Here is a 17638-nt window from a genome sequence, read left to right as displayed (position 1 = left end):
TTAAAAATATGACTTAAGACAATTGCCTGAGCACCAGGTCTGTTTAATTAAAAACTAAATGTAATATCACTCCAGTTGTGGCGGACGGAATTTCTCACCCGAAATCTTCGTGACAAACATCGCCGCAACAGTATCACCGGTGGAATTGAGTACCGTTGCGAGCGGATCCACAAGTGTCCCTAAAATCATCACAGCCGGAATAGCTTCCACCGGAAGATTGTACACCGAAATCATCAGCATCTCACCGATATAGCCGCCGTTCGGGATGCCACCCGCCACGATGCTCACAAAAATCGTGATGCCGAGCGCAAGCATGAGATTAATCGGATCAAAGAAATCTTCGCCAATAATCAGGAATGCGACGTAAATCTTAATGATTGAAGACATGGAGGAACCTTGTTTGTGGAGCGTGCTGCCTATCGGGATCACGATATTCGCGATGGATGAAGGAATGCCGATGCGCGCGGCTGCCTGAAGATTCGCGGGCATGGTGGCAAAACTGCTGCATGTGGAAAGCGCGGTGAGGCTGGGATAGATGTTGTTTTTCCAGAAGATTTTCGCGCCGCCGCTACCTTTTGCGGTCCAGGCGTACAGGGAGAAGAACACGATGAGGTATATCGCGCCGGCCACATAATAAAGACCCAGCGGTTTGGCATAAAAGCCAAAAAGTTCTGGTCCCATGGTCGCTACCTGGTAAGCGAAGTACGCTCCCAGACCGATGGGCGCGCCTTTCATCACCATAAGGAGCAGCTGCTTCATCACTTCGAAGCCCGATGCGAGGAAACCCGCAAAGATTTCTGCCGGTTTGCCAGCTTTGCGCACAGCGGTTCCGGTAAGAAAAGCGAAAATTAATAAGGCTAACATGTTTTTTCTGGAAAAAAGTTCTGTAAATTCGCCTACAGTGAAGAAACTCACCAATCGGTCATTCCATGAGGTCGAGGTTCCGCTTTCAGGTATTTCGCCGCCATTTGACGGCAGTGCTTCGGTGGGGAAAAGATAGACCGCAACTATTGTGAAAACCGCTGAAACAATGATGAACAGGAGGAATGTGCCAATCATCGAGATGACGATTTTACCGAATTTCGACTGTTGTTCAAGGGAAGCGATGGAGTTGGCCACCGCGAAAAATACGAGCGGAACCACACTCACGAACAGCAGGTTGAGGAAGATGTCGCCGAGGGGTTTCAGGTAAATAACTGCTTGCGGAGCGAAAATGCCGACCAGGCTTCCGATAAAAATTCCGGTCAGAAGCAGGAAAATAGCGGAATAGTTATTGATGAGTTTCTTCATGCGAATAATTTTTTTGACACAAATGTAATTGATTACAATTTAATTGCCTGTAGAACGTTAACGCTGTATATCTTTTTTTAAAAACAGTAAGGCATGAAAAATCTTTATACCTTTTTAATCATTCTTGTGACCGGATATTATGCGTTGCATAAAGGGCAGGTGTGTACTCCATTTACCATTACAGACTCTTGGGGTAGTGAAGATGTAACTGTGAATTGTGACTATAATTTCAATTCTACAGATTGTATCAGTTTAACGTCAAACTTGCCGACACTGCGCGAAACCACTTCTTACCAAGTAGAAAGCACTGCGTTTACACCATATATCCCCTTCAATTCAGGCACCCCGCTGAATGCTAATTACGATGATTTATTTGCGCAACAGGTTAATATCCCTTTTACGTTTTGTTTTTTCGGACAAAGCTTTAATCAACTGGTAATTGGATCAAACGGTTTGGTGACTTTTGACGTCTCGCAGCTAGGGAAAATAAGTTATCCGAATATCGAAGCTATAAACCCAAATCCTTTATTGCCCCGTAATTCTATTTTTGGTGTGTTGCAGGATTTGGTATTTTCTAACATTGATTCTTCGGAGATTTATTATTCAGTTATCCAGTCTGGCGCGTGCCGAAAACTCGTGATTAATTTTTTTGAAGGCAGAACGCCTGGCTGCCAAACCCGTTCTTCCACACAAATAGTACTGACTGAGTTTACCAACGAAATAGAAATATTTATAGACCGAAAACCTTTACCATGTGCAACAGCGCGCTTCAGTAACGCTTTGCTAGGCATCATGAATGCAGATGGAACCTTGGGATATTCGCCCGCCAACAGAAACACAGGTGTGTGGGAAGCTAATGGTGAAGGCTGGAGGTTCAGCCCGGCCGGCAACACCGTATCCCCGGTGATAGAATGGTATGCGGCTGATAATACTAGAATCGGTACAGGAAATTCACTGAATGTGTGTCCACAACAAAGCACTACCTACACCGCCAGAGCAATGTACAACATCTGTGGCAGTGTTTTTACGTTGACTGATAGTATTAACGTTACTTTGGCATCCGGTTTTCCGGTAGCGCGCGACTATACCAAAGTATTCTGTTTGCCTGAAGGAACATCCGAGACTGTTAATCTTGATGATTACCGTCAATTTCTTACTTCTCAGGATATATCAACCTTAATTTTTTCTTATCACAATAGCCTGGCTGATGCGCAGAACGGTGTAAATGCATTGCCAAATACAATAACACTGAGTGCAGAGCAGACAATCAACGTCCGCATCCAGAATCAGGACAATCCTGAGTGTTATCGTGTGGCGAGGCTTACCTTTCAGTTCATCAACCAATTGTTGGCTACCGATCGGGTAACGGTTTGCGATGCCAATAATGATGGGGTGGAAAATGGTTTCGTACTGTCTTCTTTTACGCCACAATTACTCACAGGTGCCGTTTCAGGTACTGTTACTTACCATTTATCGGCGGCTGATGCACAAAATTCAAGAAATCCAGTAACAACGGTAAATCTTAGGGACGGTATGCAGTTTTGGCTGCGCTTCACAACATCTGGCTGCGCGCAGGTGCTTGGTCCTGTTACTGTACAGTTTACCCCAGGGCCGAGGATCAATACACCACTGACCATTAAAGTAAGGAAATGCGATATTAACGATGATAATGCAGAACCCTATAATTATAACCTTAATATTTCGCCACTAGTCTCTAATGACCCAAATGTGACCATACGGTATTACCTAACGTATCAGGAAGCATACACTGGTATTGGCACTGAACTGAGTACCGTTCGGGAAGGTGTTTTTGCGGTTTATGTAAGAGTGGAGGAGCCTGGCGGATGTTTTTCGGTAGGTGAGATACTGCTTGATGTGGATTTCAGCGAGGTAGAAGCCAACGCAATAACCGTCAACCGGTGTTTTAATGGGACAGAGGACGTGCCGATTAATCTTGATGAGCTTACGGCTACAATGCTTGTTGCCCCAACTACTGGGATTACGATTACCTATCACCGGAATAATGATGATGCCCAGGCAGGTGTGGGATCTATTTCTCCGCAACAAGTGATTGACCAGAATGGCAATTCGGTAACCCAACGGTATTGGGTAAGATTCACGCAGGCACAGGATTGCTATACCGTAAGGCCAATCACGATTGTACTGACACATCCTGTGGCGATTACAAATACATTCAGCCGCTGCGATATAGGTAATGACGGTACAGAAACCTTTAGCCTGAATGCTTATAATTCCCCCATTGCTGGCGCTCAGCCGGCCGCAGTACGCTATTTCCCTACACAGCAAGATGCCCAGAATGACACCAATCCCGTAACTACTTTAACATTAACCGGGACAACCCAACTCTATATCCGGGTGACGGTGAATGGCTGTACCGAGGTATATCCGGTCACCTTTACGCTGTCCCCAACACCGGTAGTCGTACCAGAGATCACTGTTAATAGAAGTAGGGTGTGTGATAACAATAATGATGAAACAGAAGGTTACAACCTGCGTCAACACGAGTCCGAAATATATTCCGGGACAGATGCGGTAACCTTTACCTATTTTACGTCATACACGAACCAAACACTTGGCGGCCAAATTACCAACCCCACCAACTACAATGCATCGAGACAGAATATCGTATATGTAAGAACAGCTTTTACAAGCGGTGACTGTTTTTCAGTAAGTAGGATTCTATTGAATCTGGATTTTATACCAGCCCCAGTCCTTACTGAAGCCACCTTGAGGACCTGCGATGAACAGTTTAATTTTAATGAGACATTTACACTTACTGAGGCTATAGAACAAATGTTTGATCCGGCACAGAATGCCACCCCGCTGAATAGAATCCGGGTGAGCTTTTATAATACAGAGGCGCAGGCCAATGCCGGCGTGGCAGGTACAGAAATAGGCAATACCAGGGCTACGCTACAATCACTCGTCACCGTGTATGCACGTTTTCAGGTGATTGACACGGGCTGCTATTCGGTGAAGCCAATTCATCTTCGTACGTATTTTCCTCCAAAAGCCATCAGTTCTGTTATTTCAGGAATCTGTGATCATAATCTTGATGGGCAATATGAGGTAAACCTCTTGCAGTACACTTCCCGAATGGTGGATATCCCCGATCCCGAGCAGCGATTTTTCTTCTACCGTACCTTGAATGACGCGCAGAACAACATAAATGTCCTAACGAATCCCGAAAACTTCACCACTACCACCTTACCATTTACCTTATTTGTAAAAGTAGAGAATATACCGGGCTGTAATGATGTGTCAACAGTCGAACTTCGTGCAGGTACACCGGTGCCGCTTTTAACAAATGCGCCTTTCTCACTTGAAACTTGTGATATCGGAAATGACGGGACTGAAATTGTTGATCTCCGCCAGTTTGAAAGCCAGATTTTCGCCGGAGCAACCTTCGAATATTTTCAGTCGATGGCGGATATCCATCAAAATATCAACCAAATACAGGATCCCGGAAGTTTCCGTTATACCGCTGCTGCAGGGAACAGGATTTTTGTGAAAGTAAGCTACGCAGGCTTTTGCCCAGCCCTGAGTATGATTGATATTACGTTGAAGCGGACCCCAATGTTCGATCTTCCTGATTATTATTTCTGTCCTTATAATGATGACAGCGTTGATATACAACCCGATTTCACAGGCTTGGACATCGTTTCCTATGAATGGCGCGACCCTTCAGGTGCGGTAATTTCTACACAAAATCAATTGCTAAACGTAAATACTACCGGCACTTATTCGGTAAGTGTAGTCGCCACCAACGGATGTACTTTTACCGAACGTTTTGAAGTCCGGCATTTTGAAGTGCCCATCATTACGCAATTGGTCGCTAACGGAAACACCTTCACCGTGCTGGCTACGGGCAGCAAAACTATTTTATATTCCATTGATGGGGCGACGTGGCAAACGGGCAATGTATTTTATAATCTTCCGGTGGGCCAAACAACCTTCTATGTAAAATTCTCTGGTGAAGATTGCATTGGCTTGCCCAAAAAAGGCGTGGTCGTTAATATTCCGAATGCATTTACCCCAAATGAAGACGGCATCAATGATATCTGGGAAGTAAAAGACCTGGATGTGTTCGATGGGGCAAATTCAACAGTACAGATATTCGATCGTCAGCAGGTACTCGTGCATCAGCAGCAGGCACCAGACCGTCTCACTTGGAACGGGAGATGGTTAGGCCGGCCTGTACCGACAGATACTTATTGGTATGTACTGAAATTGCCTGATGGAAGAGTTTTCTACGGTTGGGTTTTCCTTAAAAACAGAAATTAAACTGCACTTAGATTAATATGTTGTAAATACAGTAACCATTTATAGCATAAACTGAAAGCTCACCACATAGCTTCTGCTCGCTGCCGGATTGTAAAAGCGGCTGCCAAAAGCATTGATATCGTAACCCAAACTATATTTTGTATTATAAAGGTTCTGGATGCCAAGTTTCATTACCGCATCGCTTCCTAAGACAGTGAAGGGATAAGACGCCGAGATATTTCCGACCATTGAAGGTTCCGCCTTTACCGTATTCGCGTCATTTAACGGGATAGAAGAGGTGTAGAAATGGCTGATGTCTATCTGTATTCCATCACGAAGTTGCAGATGGATCAATGATTCTAAAGAACTCGTGGGTACGCCGGTAAGTTTGTTCCCGGAGAAATCAGTACCGTTTTTCAGATAATTTTTGAAGGTGAAATCATAGAAGTTTCCTGAAAAATACAATTTGATTCCCTTCAGGAAAGCATTCATTATAGTAAATCTTTTAGTCTCAGCGATAAATTCGATTCCGCGCTGCACCGTTTCGCCGGCATTGATGAAATACTCCTGCCCCTGTTCATTTTCGCGCCTTACGATAGCGTTTTTAAGTCGGAAATCAAACAGGCTGAGTTCAGTGAAGAATACATTCCCCCATTGTTTGCGCAGCCCGATCTCTTTGTTCCAGCCGTATTCATCTTCCAAAGCGCTGTTTATTTCCTGTGCGGAAGAACGGATTTCTTCCGTAGTTGGGGCCGAATTACCTTTCCCGATTTTTCCGCGAACTGAAAATCTCTCATCAAAGCGGTAAGTGACGCCTAAGTTTGGTAAGATTTCATCATTGAAACGTTTTCGGCCAGTTTCTGTTTCAGGGAAGGTGCTTTGCCAGCGATATTGCATTAAATTTAAACTTCCGGAAAGGTCCACAAAAAGCTTGTCCGCAAAGGTTGCTTTTTGCGACAAGAACAAAAACCCGCTGTGGGTGGTTAGATTATCGAAATTCTGTGGATTACCTGCGATTCCCTTCAAATTATCATAGTTTTTGATGATTGTTTTGCCGGCAGCACCCTCGAAGCCGATTCTGGTTTCATACAGCGCATGCGGTTTCCTCACTTCTAAGTTCAGGTGGGTCCGGAATGCCGAATGCTGCTCATACCGTTTCTCGAAATTGGTGATAAAAGGGTTTTTGAAATCATTATAACTGCCTTGGATGGCTGCTAAATGGCTTATATTACTGTTCAGTTGGTAAATATTTGAAAGTCCTGCGAAAATCATCTTATTGTAAATCCCAGCTTTTTGTTCTGCTGAACCGGGCGTGGTTGGTGTTTGTGGCCGCGCCTGTCTGGGGTTGGCCTTCATTTGCGCAAGTGTAAGTCCACCGGGCGTCTCATAATGAAGGTCCGAAAGCCATACCATCGAACGTAGCTCACTGCCGGCGGCGTACGCGTATTGATGTTTCAAGAACAAGAATTTGCGTTCCAATGCGGCTTGGTCACGATAAGAATCGGTCGTGGTATAGCTGCTTAAGGCCTGTAGGAAATGCTTTCCCGACTGTTGTGCAACGTTTACCGCACCCTTGAAGTGCTGGAAGCTCCCGCCTGAAACCTTAGCGCTGATGTCTTCATTTGTCTTGGTTTTCAGTAGCGCTGTACCACCCGTTACCGCGCCGAAATCACCACTTTCAGGGCCCTTGTACAATTCTATTTCCTGAAGTAGATCGGGGTCCAGCAGGTTGAGGTAAGAATTTCCGGACGCATCAGTGAAGATGAAGTCATCAAGATAAATTTTAATATTCCGGATGCCGAAAGGCGAACGGAGTGAACTGCCGCGCACCGACAGTCGATAGCTGCCCGGTGAACGTTCTTCCATTTTTGCGCCAGGTAACAGGTTGAGACTTTCAAGCAGTCTGTCGGGCGGATTTTGATTTAAAATAGAAGAGCCAGCGACCGAAACCGATTTGGTGGACGCCATGAACGCGGAAGGTTTATGATAAGCATCAATCCGAACTTCTGAGATTAATTTAGCTGAATCTTGTTTCTGGGCCAGTAACGTTATGGGCAGGATCGTAAGTGTGGTAAATATTATCTTTTTCAACTGGATTTATTTATGTTAAAGTTACATTTTTACGCTGAAATAGTTCCTTCAAGGTCTTTCAGCACTTTGTGGATCGCGTATACACTTCATTCTTAATATTTTTTTTTAAAAATTTACTACTTTGTATTGCATAATACTAAAATAAATATATATCTTTGCATTGTAGGATAAAGTAAAAGTTTTACAGCGAAGACATCACCAATTAATAACCACAATATGAACACAGAAAACACCAAAGCGCAAATGCGTAAAGGAATTCTGGAATTCTGTATCCTAAGCCTTATCGATAGGAGAGAGATGTACGTCTCTGACCTCATTGATGAGCTTAGAAAAGGAAGACTAGATGTAGTGGAAGGTACCTTGTACCCACTGCTCACAAGACTGAAAAACGGCGAATTTCTTTCCTACAGATGGGAAGAATCTACCGGAGGACCACCAAGAAAGTATTACCAGATCACCGATAAAGGAAAACTTTTTCTGGCAGAACTGCAGAATACCTGGCAAGAACTTACCGACTCTGTAAACCAAATCACCAAAACCAATAACCTTTCCGGCGAACCTCAAAACTCGTTTGAACCTAAATCTTAAAACCATGAACAAAACACTCTCAATAGGACTCGCAGGTTTCTCTTTTACGATTGAGGAACATGCCTATATCAAACTCAGCGATTACCTCGCCGCGCTGCGCAGTTCACTGGATGCGGCTGAAGCTGATGAGGTGATGCACGACATCGAAATCCGAATGGTAGAAATCTTTAAGGATGCCCTCGGAAAACGAGAAGTGATAAATGATGCCGATGTGGAAAAAGTGATTGCCCAGATCGGAAAACCAGAACAGATTGAAGAACAGGAAGAGGCTTATTTCTCTGAAAAATCCTCGCGGAAAGGCACTTCTTCAGGCAACTTTACCGGTACCAAACAATTATTCCGCGATCCGGAGAAACAAAAAATTGCCGGCGTTTGTGCAGGTTTGGCGCATTATGCGGGGGTTGACGTGAGCGCTATGCGCGCCATTTGGTTAGCCATTGCCATTCTAGGGATTTTCACGGCTGCTATTTCAACCACGCTGATCATCATCATCTACGTGATTCTGTGGATTGTATTACCCAAAGCAGAAACCGCCACGGATTTTTTGAAAATGAAGGGAAAACCCATGAATTTCGATAATCTAAAGAACGAGTCGAATAAATTGGTACAATTCGCGAACGAATCTACCCAACGTGTAGGCGAACTTTATCAGGAAAACAAACCTTATATAAGCACAGCGGGCAGCGGATTGTGGAATGTCATCCGGTATGCGCTGGGCGGTATTTTCGGTCTGATGGCTTTAGGCTGTATCATTGGGACCTTCTTTGTTTTTGGGATTTTTGGTACCCCAGATTTCCCTGGGATGAATGAGTTTAATTTCATGTTTGCGGATGATGGCCTCAGCAATGTTTTATATGCCATGATGCTGATTGGGACTTTAATTCCTGCGATTTTATTCAGTCTTATTTCCATTAAACTGATCTCGCCCAAGACCCAACTCCGTAATGTAGGCTACGTATTGGGAGCACTGTTTGTAATTCTTATTGGTTTCGCGACCTATTTCGGAATTAATATGGCAAAGAAAGACATGATTTATAAAGGATATAAGGAAGATACCGAAAATGTAGCCATCAATACCACTTCCGACAGTTTATATATTGACGTGAAGCAGATTGCGATTCCCCAGAACTTCACCGCCTATGACGATGATATTTATTCCGACAAAAAATCGGTGTTTGAAGAAGATTATCCTTACGTAGATGTTTCTAGAAGTGCTGATGCAAAGGCACCTTATCTAATCATCAAAAAAGAAGGTAAGGGATACAACGTCCCAATCCAGCTAAATGCGCCGGTAGAAGTGCAGGACAACAGAATATTACTGCCCAATTTCGTAAAATACCCTTATGAACACCGTTTTCGTGATTATAGCGTGAATTATGAACTCGTAATACCGATGAACACAAAGGTTTTCAAGGTGAAGGAAAATAATCTGAACCTTAACGGTGACCTGGATGGTGATGGCGATGATGATGATCAGGATGACAATCAACACGGGGTGGTTATCGAAAAGAACAAGATCAAGATCAATGGTTCAACAATCCAGTATAATTCTAATGATAAAGACAGCGTGATCATCAACGGTAAAAAAATGCCGAAAGCCGCCGCAGACAAAATCATCGACTCCATGAAATTGAACATGCGTAATATGGAGAATGTAGACATCTCCATTAAAAACGGCAAAAACGAGATTTCCATCAAAACTAAGTAATGAGAGTGTGCGGGCCGGGGCAAGGTGAAAACACGGTATTTGCCCTGTGCCTGTTCATCTCTTAAATAATTAGCTAAAAATTAACATTATAAATTGTAAACCAGTAATTTATTTATTAATTTCGTGGTGTTAATTTTTAACCTGCTTCATACCAACTTCAAAAAAACAATAACCATGGTACAATTTGTCTTAGAAATCGCAATTAAAATCGTCGATTTCGTCAGCACTTTATTTTAAGTTAGGATTAATAATCAATATATTTGTAGGTATAACCATTCTTTGGTTATACTTTTTTGTTTAAAACTTACATAAGCCGCGGCGGGTTTACACATTCCCAACGCACAACTTATTTTACCATGAAGAAACTGATAGGAAAACTCCTGCTTAAAATAGTGGGTTGGCGTATAGTGCTTGAAGGCGATGCCCAAACCCTTAACCGTTGTATACTCGTAGTCGCGCCACACACCTCTAATGCAGAATATCTGCTGGGCAACCTTGCTTACTGGGCGCTTGATAAACCTTTGAAAATCATTATTAAAGATCAGCATACCAAAGCATGGTACGGCCCCGTAGTGAAAGCGCTGGGCGGCATTGGTATCGACCGTTCACAAAAGAATGATCTGGTGAATTTTGTGGTTGACGAATTTAAAAAAGAAGACTTCAGCCTTGTGATTACACCCGAAGGCACCCGAAGTCGGGTACCCAAATGGCGCAAAGGATTTTATCACATGGCGCTGGCTGCCAAAGTACCGATTGTAGTAGCCGCAGGTGACTTCAAGGATAAAATCATTTACTTGGGGTATAAAATTTCAGTGGAAGATCTCGAAACCCGCACTTACGAAGACATCATGCGCGAAATGGAAGAATACTACCGGAAAATCACCCCCAAATATCCTGAAAAATGGAACCCGAAAATCTACTAACGACGATGAACGACAGCAAGAAAAAAGAAATCCTCGACAGACTGAATAACTGGGGTGGCGAAAACCTTGGGAAAACCCTGGATATTGTTTTTACTGATGTAACAGAAGACTCCCTGTCAGCCACAATGCCGGTAACGCCAAAAGTGCATCAGCCCTACGGGATCCTGCACGGTGGCGCCAGTTGCGTCTTGGCCGAAACGCTCGGCTCCTGCCTATCGGTACTGCATGTGGATACCGAAAAATACGCGCCCGTGGGCACCAATATCAACTCTAATCACCTGCGTAGCAAGAAAGACGGCGTTGTTACCGGTACCGCGCGCTTCATCCGAAAAGGAAATACCATGCATGTATCCGAAATCGAAATCCGCGATGAAAAAGGCAGCCTGATTAACCATACGACCATGACCAACAACATTATTCCACGCTAAAGAATGGCCCTGTATTTAAAGTTTCCGTTTGCAGAAAACTACCTTTCCTTACACGAAGACATGGGTGATGAGACGGTTTCTTTTGTTTCATTTGAAGGAAAATCCTCAGTGGATTTTAAGGGAGCGCTTCGGCCGATTTCTGTGGACGAACTGCGGGGAAACCCGTTGTATAGCGATGAGATTTATACGGAACTTCATGGTTTTACCGAAGAAACGGAGGCGGTGTATCATGAGAAACTTACACAGATTATCTCATTTCTAAAGGAAAACAATTTGCCGAAATTGGTCTTCTCGCGCAGGAAAAAAATAGCGTTTGACAGAAAATTAAACCTGACACACACTTTTTTAGAACTTTGCAATACCTATCCAAATGCCCTGGTTTATCTTTTTATTAAAGATGAAAAATGCTGGATAGGCGCTTTTTCCGAACTCTTAGGAAAGTTTACCCCAAAAAATGGGTTGTTTGAAACCATGGCGCTCGCAGGTACGCTTCCGCTAAACGAAGAATGGGGCAGCAAGGAAATTGAAGAGCAGAACCCTGTAACCGACTTTATCTTCCAAATTCTCGAAAAAAATGCCACCAACGTCCGTAAATCTGAAACATACGACCACCCTTCAGGGAATATCAAGCATCTACGTACAGATTTCAAAGCACAGCTTTCCCCACAGTATCTTGAGCAGCTGATTGCCGAATTGCACCCGACTCCGGCGGTTTGTGGCATACCGAAGGAATTGTGCATGTCTGCCATCGAACATTTTGAAGCGCATCCACGAAAGTTATACGCAGGATATATCCGCATCGAAGGTAACGGTCAGGTACATTATTTTGTAAACCTACGTTGCGCGGAAATTTACAGAAATGCAGCTTTGTTATACGTGGGCGGCGGCATCACCACAGACAGTGATCCTGCCAAAGAGTGGCAGGAAACAGAACTTAAGGCACAAGCAGTTTTCAATAACATGATTTTCGTTTAAACCAAATGATTTAAGAAATGCCGAAACTCTTTTATATTTTACTCGGAGCGACACCCAAAGGCCGACACACGGAGCAGCACGATGTTTTCTTTGGTATTGCGGAAGAAATTCGTGATTTGGTTCCTGCGATAAAGTCGTTTTGGCCAGAGGCTGGCGGTGATATTCATATTGATGGTTATCAGGAGGTTAATTACGTACAGGGCCATCAGGTAAGTATTATGAACAAAACGGAAGTAAAGCACGGTCCGCAATTGTTTTTCTTCAGCTTAGGTGGTTATAAACCAGGGGTTTTCCAGGAGTTTCATCAGCAGCACTTATGTGTAGCAAATGATATGGCAACCGCCGTAAAGCAGGCAAAACAGACCGATTTCTACAAAACAATGGGGTTTAAAGGTGCTGTAAGCCATATCGACGATAAATATGGGGTAGATGTGGATGATGTTTTTCGGGTGGAAGATGTTTTACCCGCAGCTATGCGGTCGAAATATTCAATTGTTCTTCGCCCGGTTCCAGAAGTCGCCCCCAACCCAATACATGTAGGCTATTTCAAGCTGTCTAAACTGTAAGATTATTTACTTGTACGGTTGTCGCTTTCTTCAGCTTTACCTTCTTCAATCAGTTTATTTACCTCCTCCATATCTTCGTTGTCTGTCGTCTTAATATCCTTAGCCTGTTGTGGATCTTCACTGTTAATGCTGAATTCACACAAAATAGGGAAGTGGTCTGAACCAAAATTTTCGAGCGTCTTCAATTCGCTGATAAAGATTTCAGGACTGTGAAACAATAGGTCAAGCGGCACACGGAAAAACCAATATCTGGCATGAAATGTCGCCAAAATCCCTCTTCCAAGGCGGGCATCAATCAGTTCACTCGTTTTACGGAACAGGATAGAGGTATCCGACCACGCTACGGTATTGAAATCCCCTATAACCAAACACGGCAATTGCTGTTTCTTGATTTTTTTTGCCAGTGACAGCAGATCGCCGTCGCGTTCTTTAGACGTGGTTTCTTCCGTTGGACTTGGCGGCGGCGGATGTACTCCGTAAACAATGTAGTGCTCCCCGGTCTTTGTTTCAAAATGAACTTCGATACTCGGGACGTCATCTGCCACGAAGAAATGGAATTTGGCCTTGGTAAATGGTATTTTAGAATAGAAGTGCATCCCGTACGTATTCTCGAGCGTCATTTTTTTTGTGTAAGGATACTCTTTTTCGAGCGGCCGGTTGGCGTGTTCCCATGCCGCGTTGCTTTCCATGGTGATGAAGATGTCGGGGCGGTGCCTGTGGATCAACTGATGGAATTTTTGGTAATCGGTATTGAACTGATATACGTTCGCGGAGATGATTTTAATGGTTTCTGATCGTGTCGCTGCGTCAGAAATGTATTTTTTCCGATAAAAGGTAGTGTATCTGATGAGGATGTATAGATGATAAGCCGCCAGGAAAAGCTGAGAGACATTCAATACCCAAAACCAAACGGTACGCTCCATGAAAATACTGCAGAGAATAAGTGCCGGAACCTGCAAAATGAAAATCTGCAGTTTCATGAATTCCGGTACGCGGAATACCCAGTGCTGGTTCTTCGATAGCGGCAGAATGCTGAGCAAGATCAGCAACGTAGAAAGAATGATAATTAAGACCTCCATAGTTTATTTCATACAAAGTAAAAATAAAAAAACGTGGCAACAGCCGTTCTCCATTAAATATTTAAATAACCGCGCAGTTTTTATTATTTCATGTATAGCTTTTGTATTTTTGCGGCGATAAGGATTTTAAACTATTCAAAAACCGCGCAAATATTTTACCATGAAAATAGGAATTCTCGGTGGTGGCCAATTGGGCCGGATGCTCATTCAGGAAGCCCTGAAGTATGATGACGAATGGTACACCCTTGATCCGCAGGCTGATGCGCCATGCAGCGCCATCTCAAATCTTACGCAAGGTTCCTTCAGCGACTATCAGACAGTGATGGATTTCGGGCAAGGCAAAGACGTGGTGACCATCGAGATTGAGCATGTAAATACCGATGCACTTGCAGATTTGCAGAAAAAAGGTGTAAAAGTAATCCCAGATCCTTCCATTATCCGAATAATTCAGCAAAAAATTCTTCAGAAAGCATTCTATCTTCAGCACCAAATCCCCAGTCCGGATTTTCAAATCATTCAAAATAGGGAAGAAGCCAGTTTCCCGCTGCCATTCGTTCAGAAGTTGAATACCGGTGGTTACGATGGGAAAGGCGTACAGGTGATCCGTACCCAAGATGATCTTAAAAACCTTTGGGACGCGCCTTCCGTGCTTGAAAAATTAGTGGATATTGATAAAGAGCTTTCGGTCATCGTAGCGGTAAATGAAGAGGGGGTGTCGCGCACCTTCCCGGTGACAGAAATGGTCGCTGATCCCAAGCTTAACCTGTTGGATTTTAATATTTGCCCAGCGCAGATTTCTCAGGAAGTACAGCAACAAATCCTTGAGATTACAAAGAAATTCACCGCCGCCGCACAATCGCCCGGGTTATTTGCCATCGAGCTGTTCCTCGACCGCGAAGGTAAGGTTTGGGTGAACGAAACTGCGCCACGCCTACATAATTCGGGACATCAGTCTCAGGAAGGCAATGCGAACTCGCAGTTCGAGCAGTTTTACCGTGTGATAACAGATCTCCCACTTGCGGATACCGATGCTTTTGGCTTTTCAGGCATGTTAAATTTAGTCGGTGCAGATGGTTTCGAAGGAAAAGCACGGTATGAAGGTCTTGAAGAAGTCTTGAGATTACCGAAAACATACATTCATCTCTATGGGAAAACACAGACGAAGCCTGGCAGAAAAATGGGACACATCAATGTACTCGCAGATTCACGCGATGAACTGATGGGGAAACTCATCCTGATAAAATCTTTGGTACAGGTGAAATCTTAATGGTTTATGATGAAGCCCGCTTCCGCCTGAACATGCCTTTTTGGTAATTGGTAATAAAAACCCCACCGATAATCAGTACCGCGGCAGCGATAAAAGCAGCCGAAATTTCCTCATCAAGGATCCACCATCCCAGGATGATGGCAATGATGGTATTTACATAAGAAAGCAAAGAAATCTGTGTAGGCGAAATCTTCTTTAATGCATAATGAAACGCAAAATATGCCGCTACCGAACCGAACACAGCCAGATACAAAGTTGCCAATACACTCTTAAAAGACCAGTCTTCTGTAGCGAAATCCCCATGGATCCACCAGCCCAAAAGCGTTTGGAAAATCCCTGCGAAGGCAAACTGATAAAAAAGGTTCAGCGAAATGTTTTGGTTCTGAAGTTGCAATTTTTTAGTGAATATAGAGCCGGCAGCCCAGCCACTGATGGCAATGAAGATAAAAATAATACCCAATCGGTATTCCGGATTCAACAAGTCTTCTAACCCATCACGGAAGATTAACAGAATACCACAAAAACCCATCAGCACCCCGGCCAGCGCCCGGACAGTAAATTTTTGAAGACCCAAAAGTACGCTCCCCAGAAATACAACAAGTGGGGAAGCCGCACTGATCAATGAGGCCAAACTGCTGGTTACCTGTTCTTCAGCGACGGTTACCATGCCGTTGGCAATCACCAGCATCAGTACAGAAAATAAGATTTGCACGAAGAAATTTTTCCAGCCTATCCAGCGGAACTCTTGCCGGTACATCAGGATGCCGAGCAGCAAAAGTGCCGCTATACATTGCCGGATACCTGCTACATACCAGGGCGCAATGGTTTCTACCGCTACACGGATACCGAGAAAAGTTGTTCCCCAAACAATCGCTACTGTTAATATGGCCAATATTAGCCCATAATCTTTTTTGATTTTCACGCTGCAAAAGTACTCTTTACATACGAAAGACAGTCGTTTCGTGCTCATAAAATTATTAACTTTAGGGCATCAATATAATTAAAGAAATACACAAAAATGGTCGGAATCATCATGGGCAGCCAAAGCGATCTGAGAATAATGGTGCAGGCGGCAGACTTTTTAAAATCAATGGAAATTCCGTACGAACTTACCGTAGTTTCCGCCCACCGCACACCCGAAAGAATGTTCGATTATGCCAAAACAGCGCATGCCAGAGGGCTTAGCGTTATTATTGCAGGAGCTGGCGGTGCCGCACATCTGCCGGGTATGGTCGCCAGTTGTACTACTTTACCGGTGATCGGCGTGCCGATATTATCATCAAACTCGATTGATGGCTGGGATTCTGTTCTTTCAATTCTTCAGATGCCTTCGGGGATTCCGGTGGCTACAGTAGCCCTGAATGGTGCCACAAATGCCGGGATTCTTGCCGCAAAAATTATAGGGGCTGGTAATAGGGAAGTGGCAGCAAAACTTCAGGAATATCAAGATTCGCTGAAGGAAAAAGTTCTTGGTACTGTTGATGAAATTAAAGATAGCCATCCCAATCAGTATGATCAAGATAATTTATAACCCGAAAAGCCACCGGTAAGCCGCAGCAAATTCTTTAAACCAATAAGCTTCGGAATTGGTGCTGTAATCATCCAGCTTTGTATGGATGCATGCGAAGGTGTGTTTAACTGAACAGAATTTACGACAAGCTGAACTTTCGCATGAAAAATGTCGCAGAAATCAGCACGACAAATGAAAGATTCTTTCTAATCATCTATTTTCTGAGGAAATCCATCAGATCCATATAATTTTTCTGGTTGACGCCATGTCCATTCATGTATTCACGGAAAGTGAAATAGCAACTTAAATCGTACAGCAGTTCAGCGGCTTTTCTGCCCCATTCGAGCGGCACAGTCGCGTCATCAGTGCCATGGGAAATAAAGAAGCGAAGATGCTCCAGTTTCTTTTTATCCTTCACCATATTAGGCATTATTTTTTCTTCAGGATAAGCGCTTAGACAGGCAACTTTACGGAAAAGTTCAGGGTTTTGCAGAGCCAGCGCGTAAGACATGATTCCACCCTGAGAGAAACCGATGAGATGCGTGTCGTTTTCGGTAAGTCCATACTGGTTGGTGATTTTCATGATATTATCTAGAAGCCCATCCAGCGATTCTTTTGCCTGCGGCACATCTACACGATTTTCAACATTCATCAGATCGATATCGTACCAAGAGTAGCCGCCGTACGGCGAGTTCAGTGGTGCCCGGAAACTCACAATCAGCCAATCCTCGGGCAGGGTAGGAACAAACGAAAACAAATCTTCTTCATTGCTCCCGTAACCGTGAAGTAAAATCAGCAGTGGCGTTTCGGGCGTGATGTGTTGCGGTTCACGAACCAGATAAGATAAATCCATAACACAAAGATATTATTTTTAACGGAGCATCAAGCGAGCAGTGGAATTAAAAAAACCGGACTGTTCATCCGGTTAA

At 43.8% G+C, this 17638-nt stretch carries 14 protein-coding genes; 9 read left to right on the top strand and 5 right to left on the bottom strand.

Annotation, left to right across the window (positions count from 1 at the left end; all coding sequences use genetic code 11):
• Nucleotides 1-66: 66 nt before the first annotated feature.
• On the bottom strand, nt 67-1290 hold the full coding sequence (locus CO230_RS09000) for a dicarboxylate/amino acid:cation symporter (protein ID WP_122028297.1): 1224 nt from the start codon (nt 1288-1290) through the stop codon (nt 67-69).
• 93 nt (nt 1291-1383) lie between these two features.
• Between CO230_RS09000 and CO230_RS08995 the strand changes: the two genes are divergently transcribed.
• Nucleotides 1384-5595: a T9SS type B sorting domain-containing protein gene (locus CO230_RS08995; RefSeq protein WP_122028296.1), complete on the top strand. Its 4212-nt coding sequence runs from the start codon at nt 1384-1386 to the stop codon at nt 5593-5595.
• 39 nt (nt 5596-5634) lie between these two features.
• Here CO230_RS08995 and CO230_RS08990 read toward each other — a convergent pair whose 3' ends face one another.
• Nucleotides 5635-7665 carry a TonB-dependent receptor gene (locus CO230_RS08990; RefSeq protein WP_228438105.1) on the bottom strand — a complete coding sequence of 677 codons (2031 nt, stop codon included), beginning with the start codon at nt 7663-7665 and terminating at the stop codon, nt 5635-5637.
• Between the two features lie 216 nt (nt 7666-7881).
• Here CO230_RS08990 and CO230_RS08985 point away from each other — a divergent pair, with 216 nt between their 5' ends.
• The 6 genes from CO230_RS08985 to CO230_RS08960 all read left to right on the top strand — a co-directional run bounded on the left by CO230_RS08985 (nt 7882) and on the right by CO230_RS08960 (nt 12853).
• Nucleotides 7882-8253, top strand: a complete 372-nt coding sequence (locus CO230_RS08985) for a PadR family transcriptional regulator (protein ID WP_122028295.1) — start codon at nt 7882-7884, stop codon at nt 8251-8253.
• A gap of 4 nt (nt 8254-8257) precedes the next feature.
• Nucleotides 8258-9961, top strand: a complete 1704-nt coding sequence (locus CO230_RS08980; RefSeq protein ID WP_122028294.1) for a PspC domain-containing protein — start codon at nt 8258-8260, stop codon at nt 9959-9961.
• Between the two features lie 356 nt (nt 9962-10317).
• Nucleotides 10318-10884, top strand: a complete 567-nt coding sequence (locus CO230_RS08975; RefSeq protein ID WP_122028942.1) for a 1-acyl-sn-glycerol-3-phosphate acyltransferase — start codon at nt 10318-10320, stop codon at nt 10882-10884.
• A 5-nt stretch (nt 10885-10889) separates the two neighbouring features.
• Nucleotides 10890-11312 carry a PaaI family thioesterase gene (locus CO230_RS08970; protein ID WP_122028293.1) on the top strand — a complete coding sequence of 141 codons (423 nt, stop codon included), beginning with the start codon at nt 10890-10892 and terminating at the stop codon, nt 11310-11312.
• Between the two features lie 3 nt (nt 11313-11315).
• Nucleotides 11316-12287 (top strand): chorismate-binding protein, encoded by a 972-nt coding sequence (locus CO230_RS08965; RefSeq protein WP_122028292.1) that lies wholly within the window; start codon nt 11316-11318, stop codon nt 12285-12287.
• A gap of 17 nt (nt 12288-12304) precedes the next feature.
• Nucleotides 12305-12853 carry a DUF1543 domain-containing protein gene (locus tag CO230_RS08960; RefSeq protein WP_122028291.1) on the top strand — a complete coding sequence of 183 codons (549 nt, stop codon included), beginning with the start codon at nt 12305-12307 and terminating at the stop codon, nt 12851-12853.
• Between the two features lie 2 nt (nt 12854-12855).
• On the opposite strand, the gene CO230_RS08955 is transcribed toward CO230_RS08960, so the two are convergent.
• Nucleotides 12856-13932, bottom strand: a complete 1077-nt coding sequence (locus tag CO230_RS08955; RefSeq protein WP_122028290.1) for an endonuclease/exonuclease/phosphatase family protein — start codon at nt 13930-13932, stop codon at nt 12856-12858.
• Between the two features lie 160 nt (nt 13933-14092).
• Here CO230_RS08955 and CO230_RS08950 point away from each other — a divergent pair, with 160 nt between their 5' ends.
• Nucleotides 14093-15199 (top strand): 5-(carboxyamino)imidazole ribonucleotide synthase, encoded by a 1107-nt coding sequence (locus CO230_RS08950; RefSeq protein WP_122028289.1) that lies wholly within the window; start codon nt 14093-14095, stop codon nt 15197-15199.
• A gap of 4 nt (nt 15200-15203) precedes the next feature.
• On the opposite strand, the gene CO230_RS08945 is transcribed toward CO230_RS08950, so the two are convergent.
• Nucleotides 15204-16169 (bottom strand): DMT family transporter, encoded by a 966-nt coding sequence (locus CO230_RS08945; RefSeq protein WP_122028288.1) that lies wholly within the window; start codon nt 16167-16169, stop codon nt 15204-15206.
• A 48-nt stretch (nt 16170-16217) separates the two neighbouring features.
• Between CO230_RS08945 and purE the strand changes: the two genes are divergently transcribed.
• Complete coding sequence (purE, locus tag CO230_RS08940; protein ID WP_122028287.1) at nt 16218-16730, top strand: 5-(carboxyamino)imidazole ribonucleotide mutase; 513 nt, start codon at nt 16218-16220, stop codon at nt 16728-16730.
• 193 nt (nt 16731-16923) lie between these two features.
• Here the strand turns inward: purE and CO230_RS08935 are convergent, their stop codons facing one another.
• A complete protein-coding gene (locus CO230_RS08935; RefSeq protein ID WP_122028286.1) occupies nt 16924-17562 on the bottom strand; it encodes an alpha/beta hydrolase in 639 nt (212 codons plus the stop codon).
• Between the last annotated feature and the right edge of the window lie 76 nt (nt 17563-17638).

Source organism: Chryseobacterium sp. 6424, from assembly GCF_003692615.1.
Classification (GTDB): Bacteria; Bacteroidota; Bacteroidia; order Flavobacteriales; family Weeksellaceae; genus Kaistella.
This window is presented reverse-complemented; position numbering and strand designations above follow the sequence as displayed.

What these genes read in the sequence shown, in the direction of transcription:
- CO230_RS08950 (WP_122028289.1), top strand. Translation starts at nt 14,093, where the DNA reads ATGAAAATAGGAATTCTCGGTGGTGGCCAATTGGGCCGGATGCTCATT.
- CO230_RS08955 (WP_122028290.1), bottom strand. Translation starts at nt 13,932, where the DNA reads ATGGAGGTCTTAATTATCATTCTTTCTACGTTGCTGATCTTGCTCAGC.
- CO230_RS08985 (WP_122028295.1), top strand. Translation starts at nt 7,882, where the DNA reads ATGAACACAGAAAACACCAAAGCGCAAATGCGTAAAGGAATTCTGGAA.
- CO230_RS08975 (WP_122028942.1), top strand. Translation starts at nt 10,318, where the DNA reads ATGAAGAAACTGATAGGAAAACTCCTGCTTAAAATAGTGGGTTGGCGT.
- CO230_RS08945 (WP_122028288.1), bottom strand. Translation starts at nt 16,169, where the DNA reads ATGAGCACGAAACGACTGTCTTTCGTATGTAAAGAGTACTTTTGCAGC.
- purE (WP_122028287.1), top strand. Translation starts at nt 16,218, where the DNA reads ATGGTCGGAATCATCATGGGCAGCCAAAGCGATCTGAGAATAATGGTG.
- CO230_RS08960 (WP_122028291.1), top strand. Translation starts at nt 12,305, where the DNA reads ATGCCGAAACTCTTTTATATTTTACTCGGAGCGACACCCAAAGGCCGA.
- CO230_RS09000 (WP_122028297.1), bottom strand. Translation starts at nt 1,290, where the DNA reads ATGAAGAAACTCATCAATAACTATTCCGCTATTTTCCTGCTTCTGACC.
- CO230_RS08995 (WP_122028296.1), top strand. Translation starts at nt 1,384, where the DNA reads ATGAAAAATCTTTATACCTTTTTAATCATTCTTGTGACCGGATATTAT.
- CO230_RS08980 (WP_122028294.1), top strand. Translation starts at nt 8,258, where the DNA reads ATGAACAAAACACTCTCAATAGGACTCGCAGGTTTCTCTTTTACGATT.
- CO230_RS08935 (WP_122028286.1), bottom strand. Translation starts at nt 17,562, where the DNA reads ATGGATTTATCTTATCTGGTTCGTGAACCGCAACACATCACGCCCGAA.
- CO230_RS08965 (WP_122028292.1), top strand. Translation starts at nt 11,316, where the DNA reads ATGGCCCTGTATTTAAAGTTTCCGTTTGCAGAAAACTACCTTTCCTTA.
- CO230_RS08970 (WP_122028293.1), top strand. Translation starts at nt 10,890, where the DNA reads ATGAACGACAGCAAGAAAAAAGAAATCCTCGACAGACTGAATAACTGG.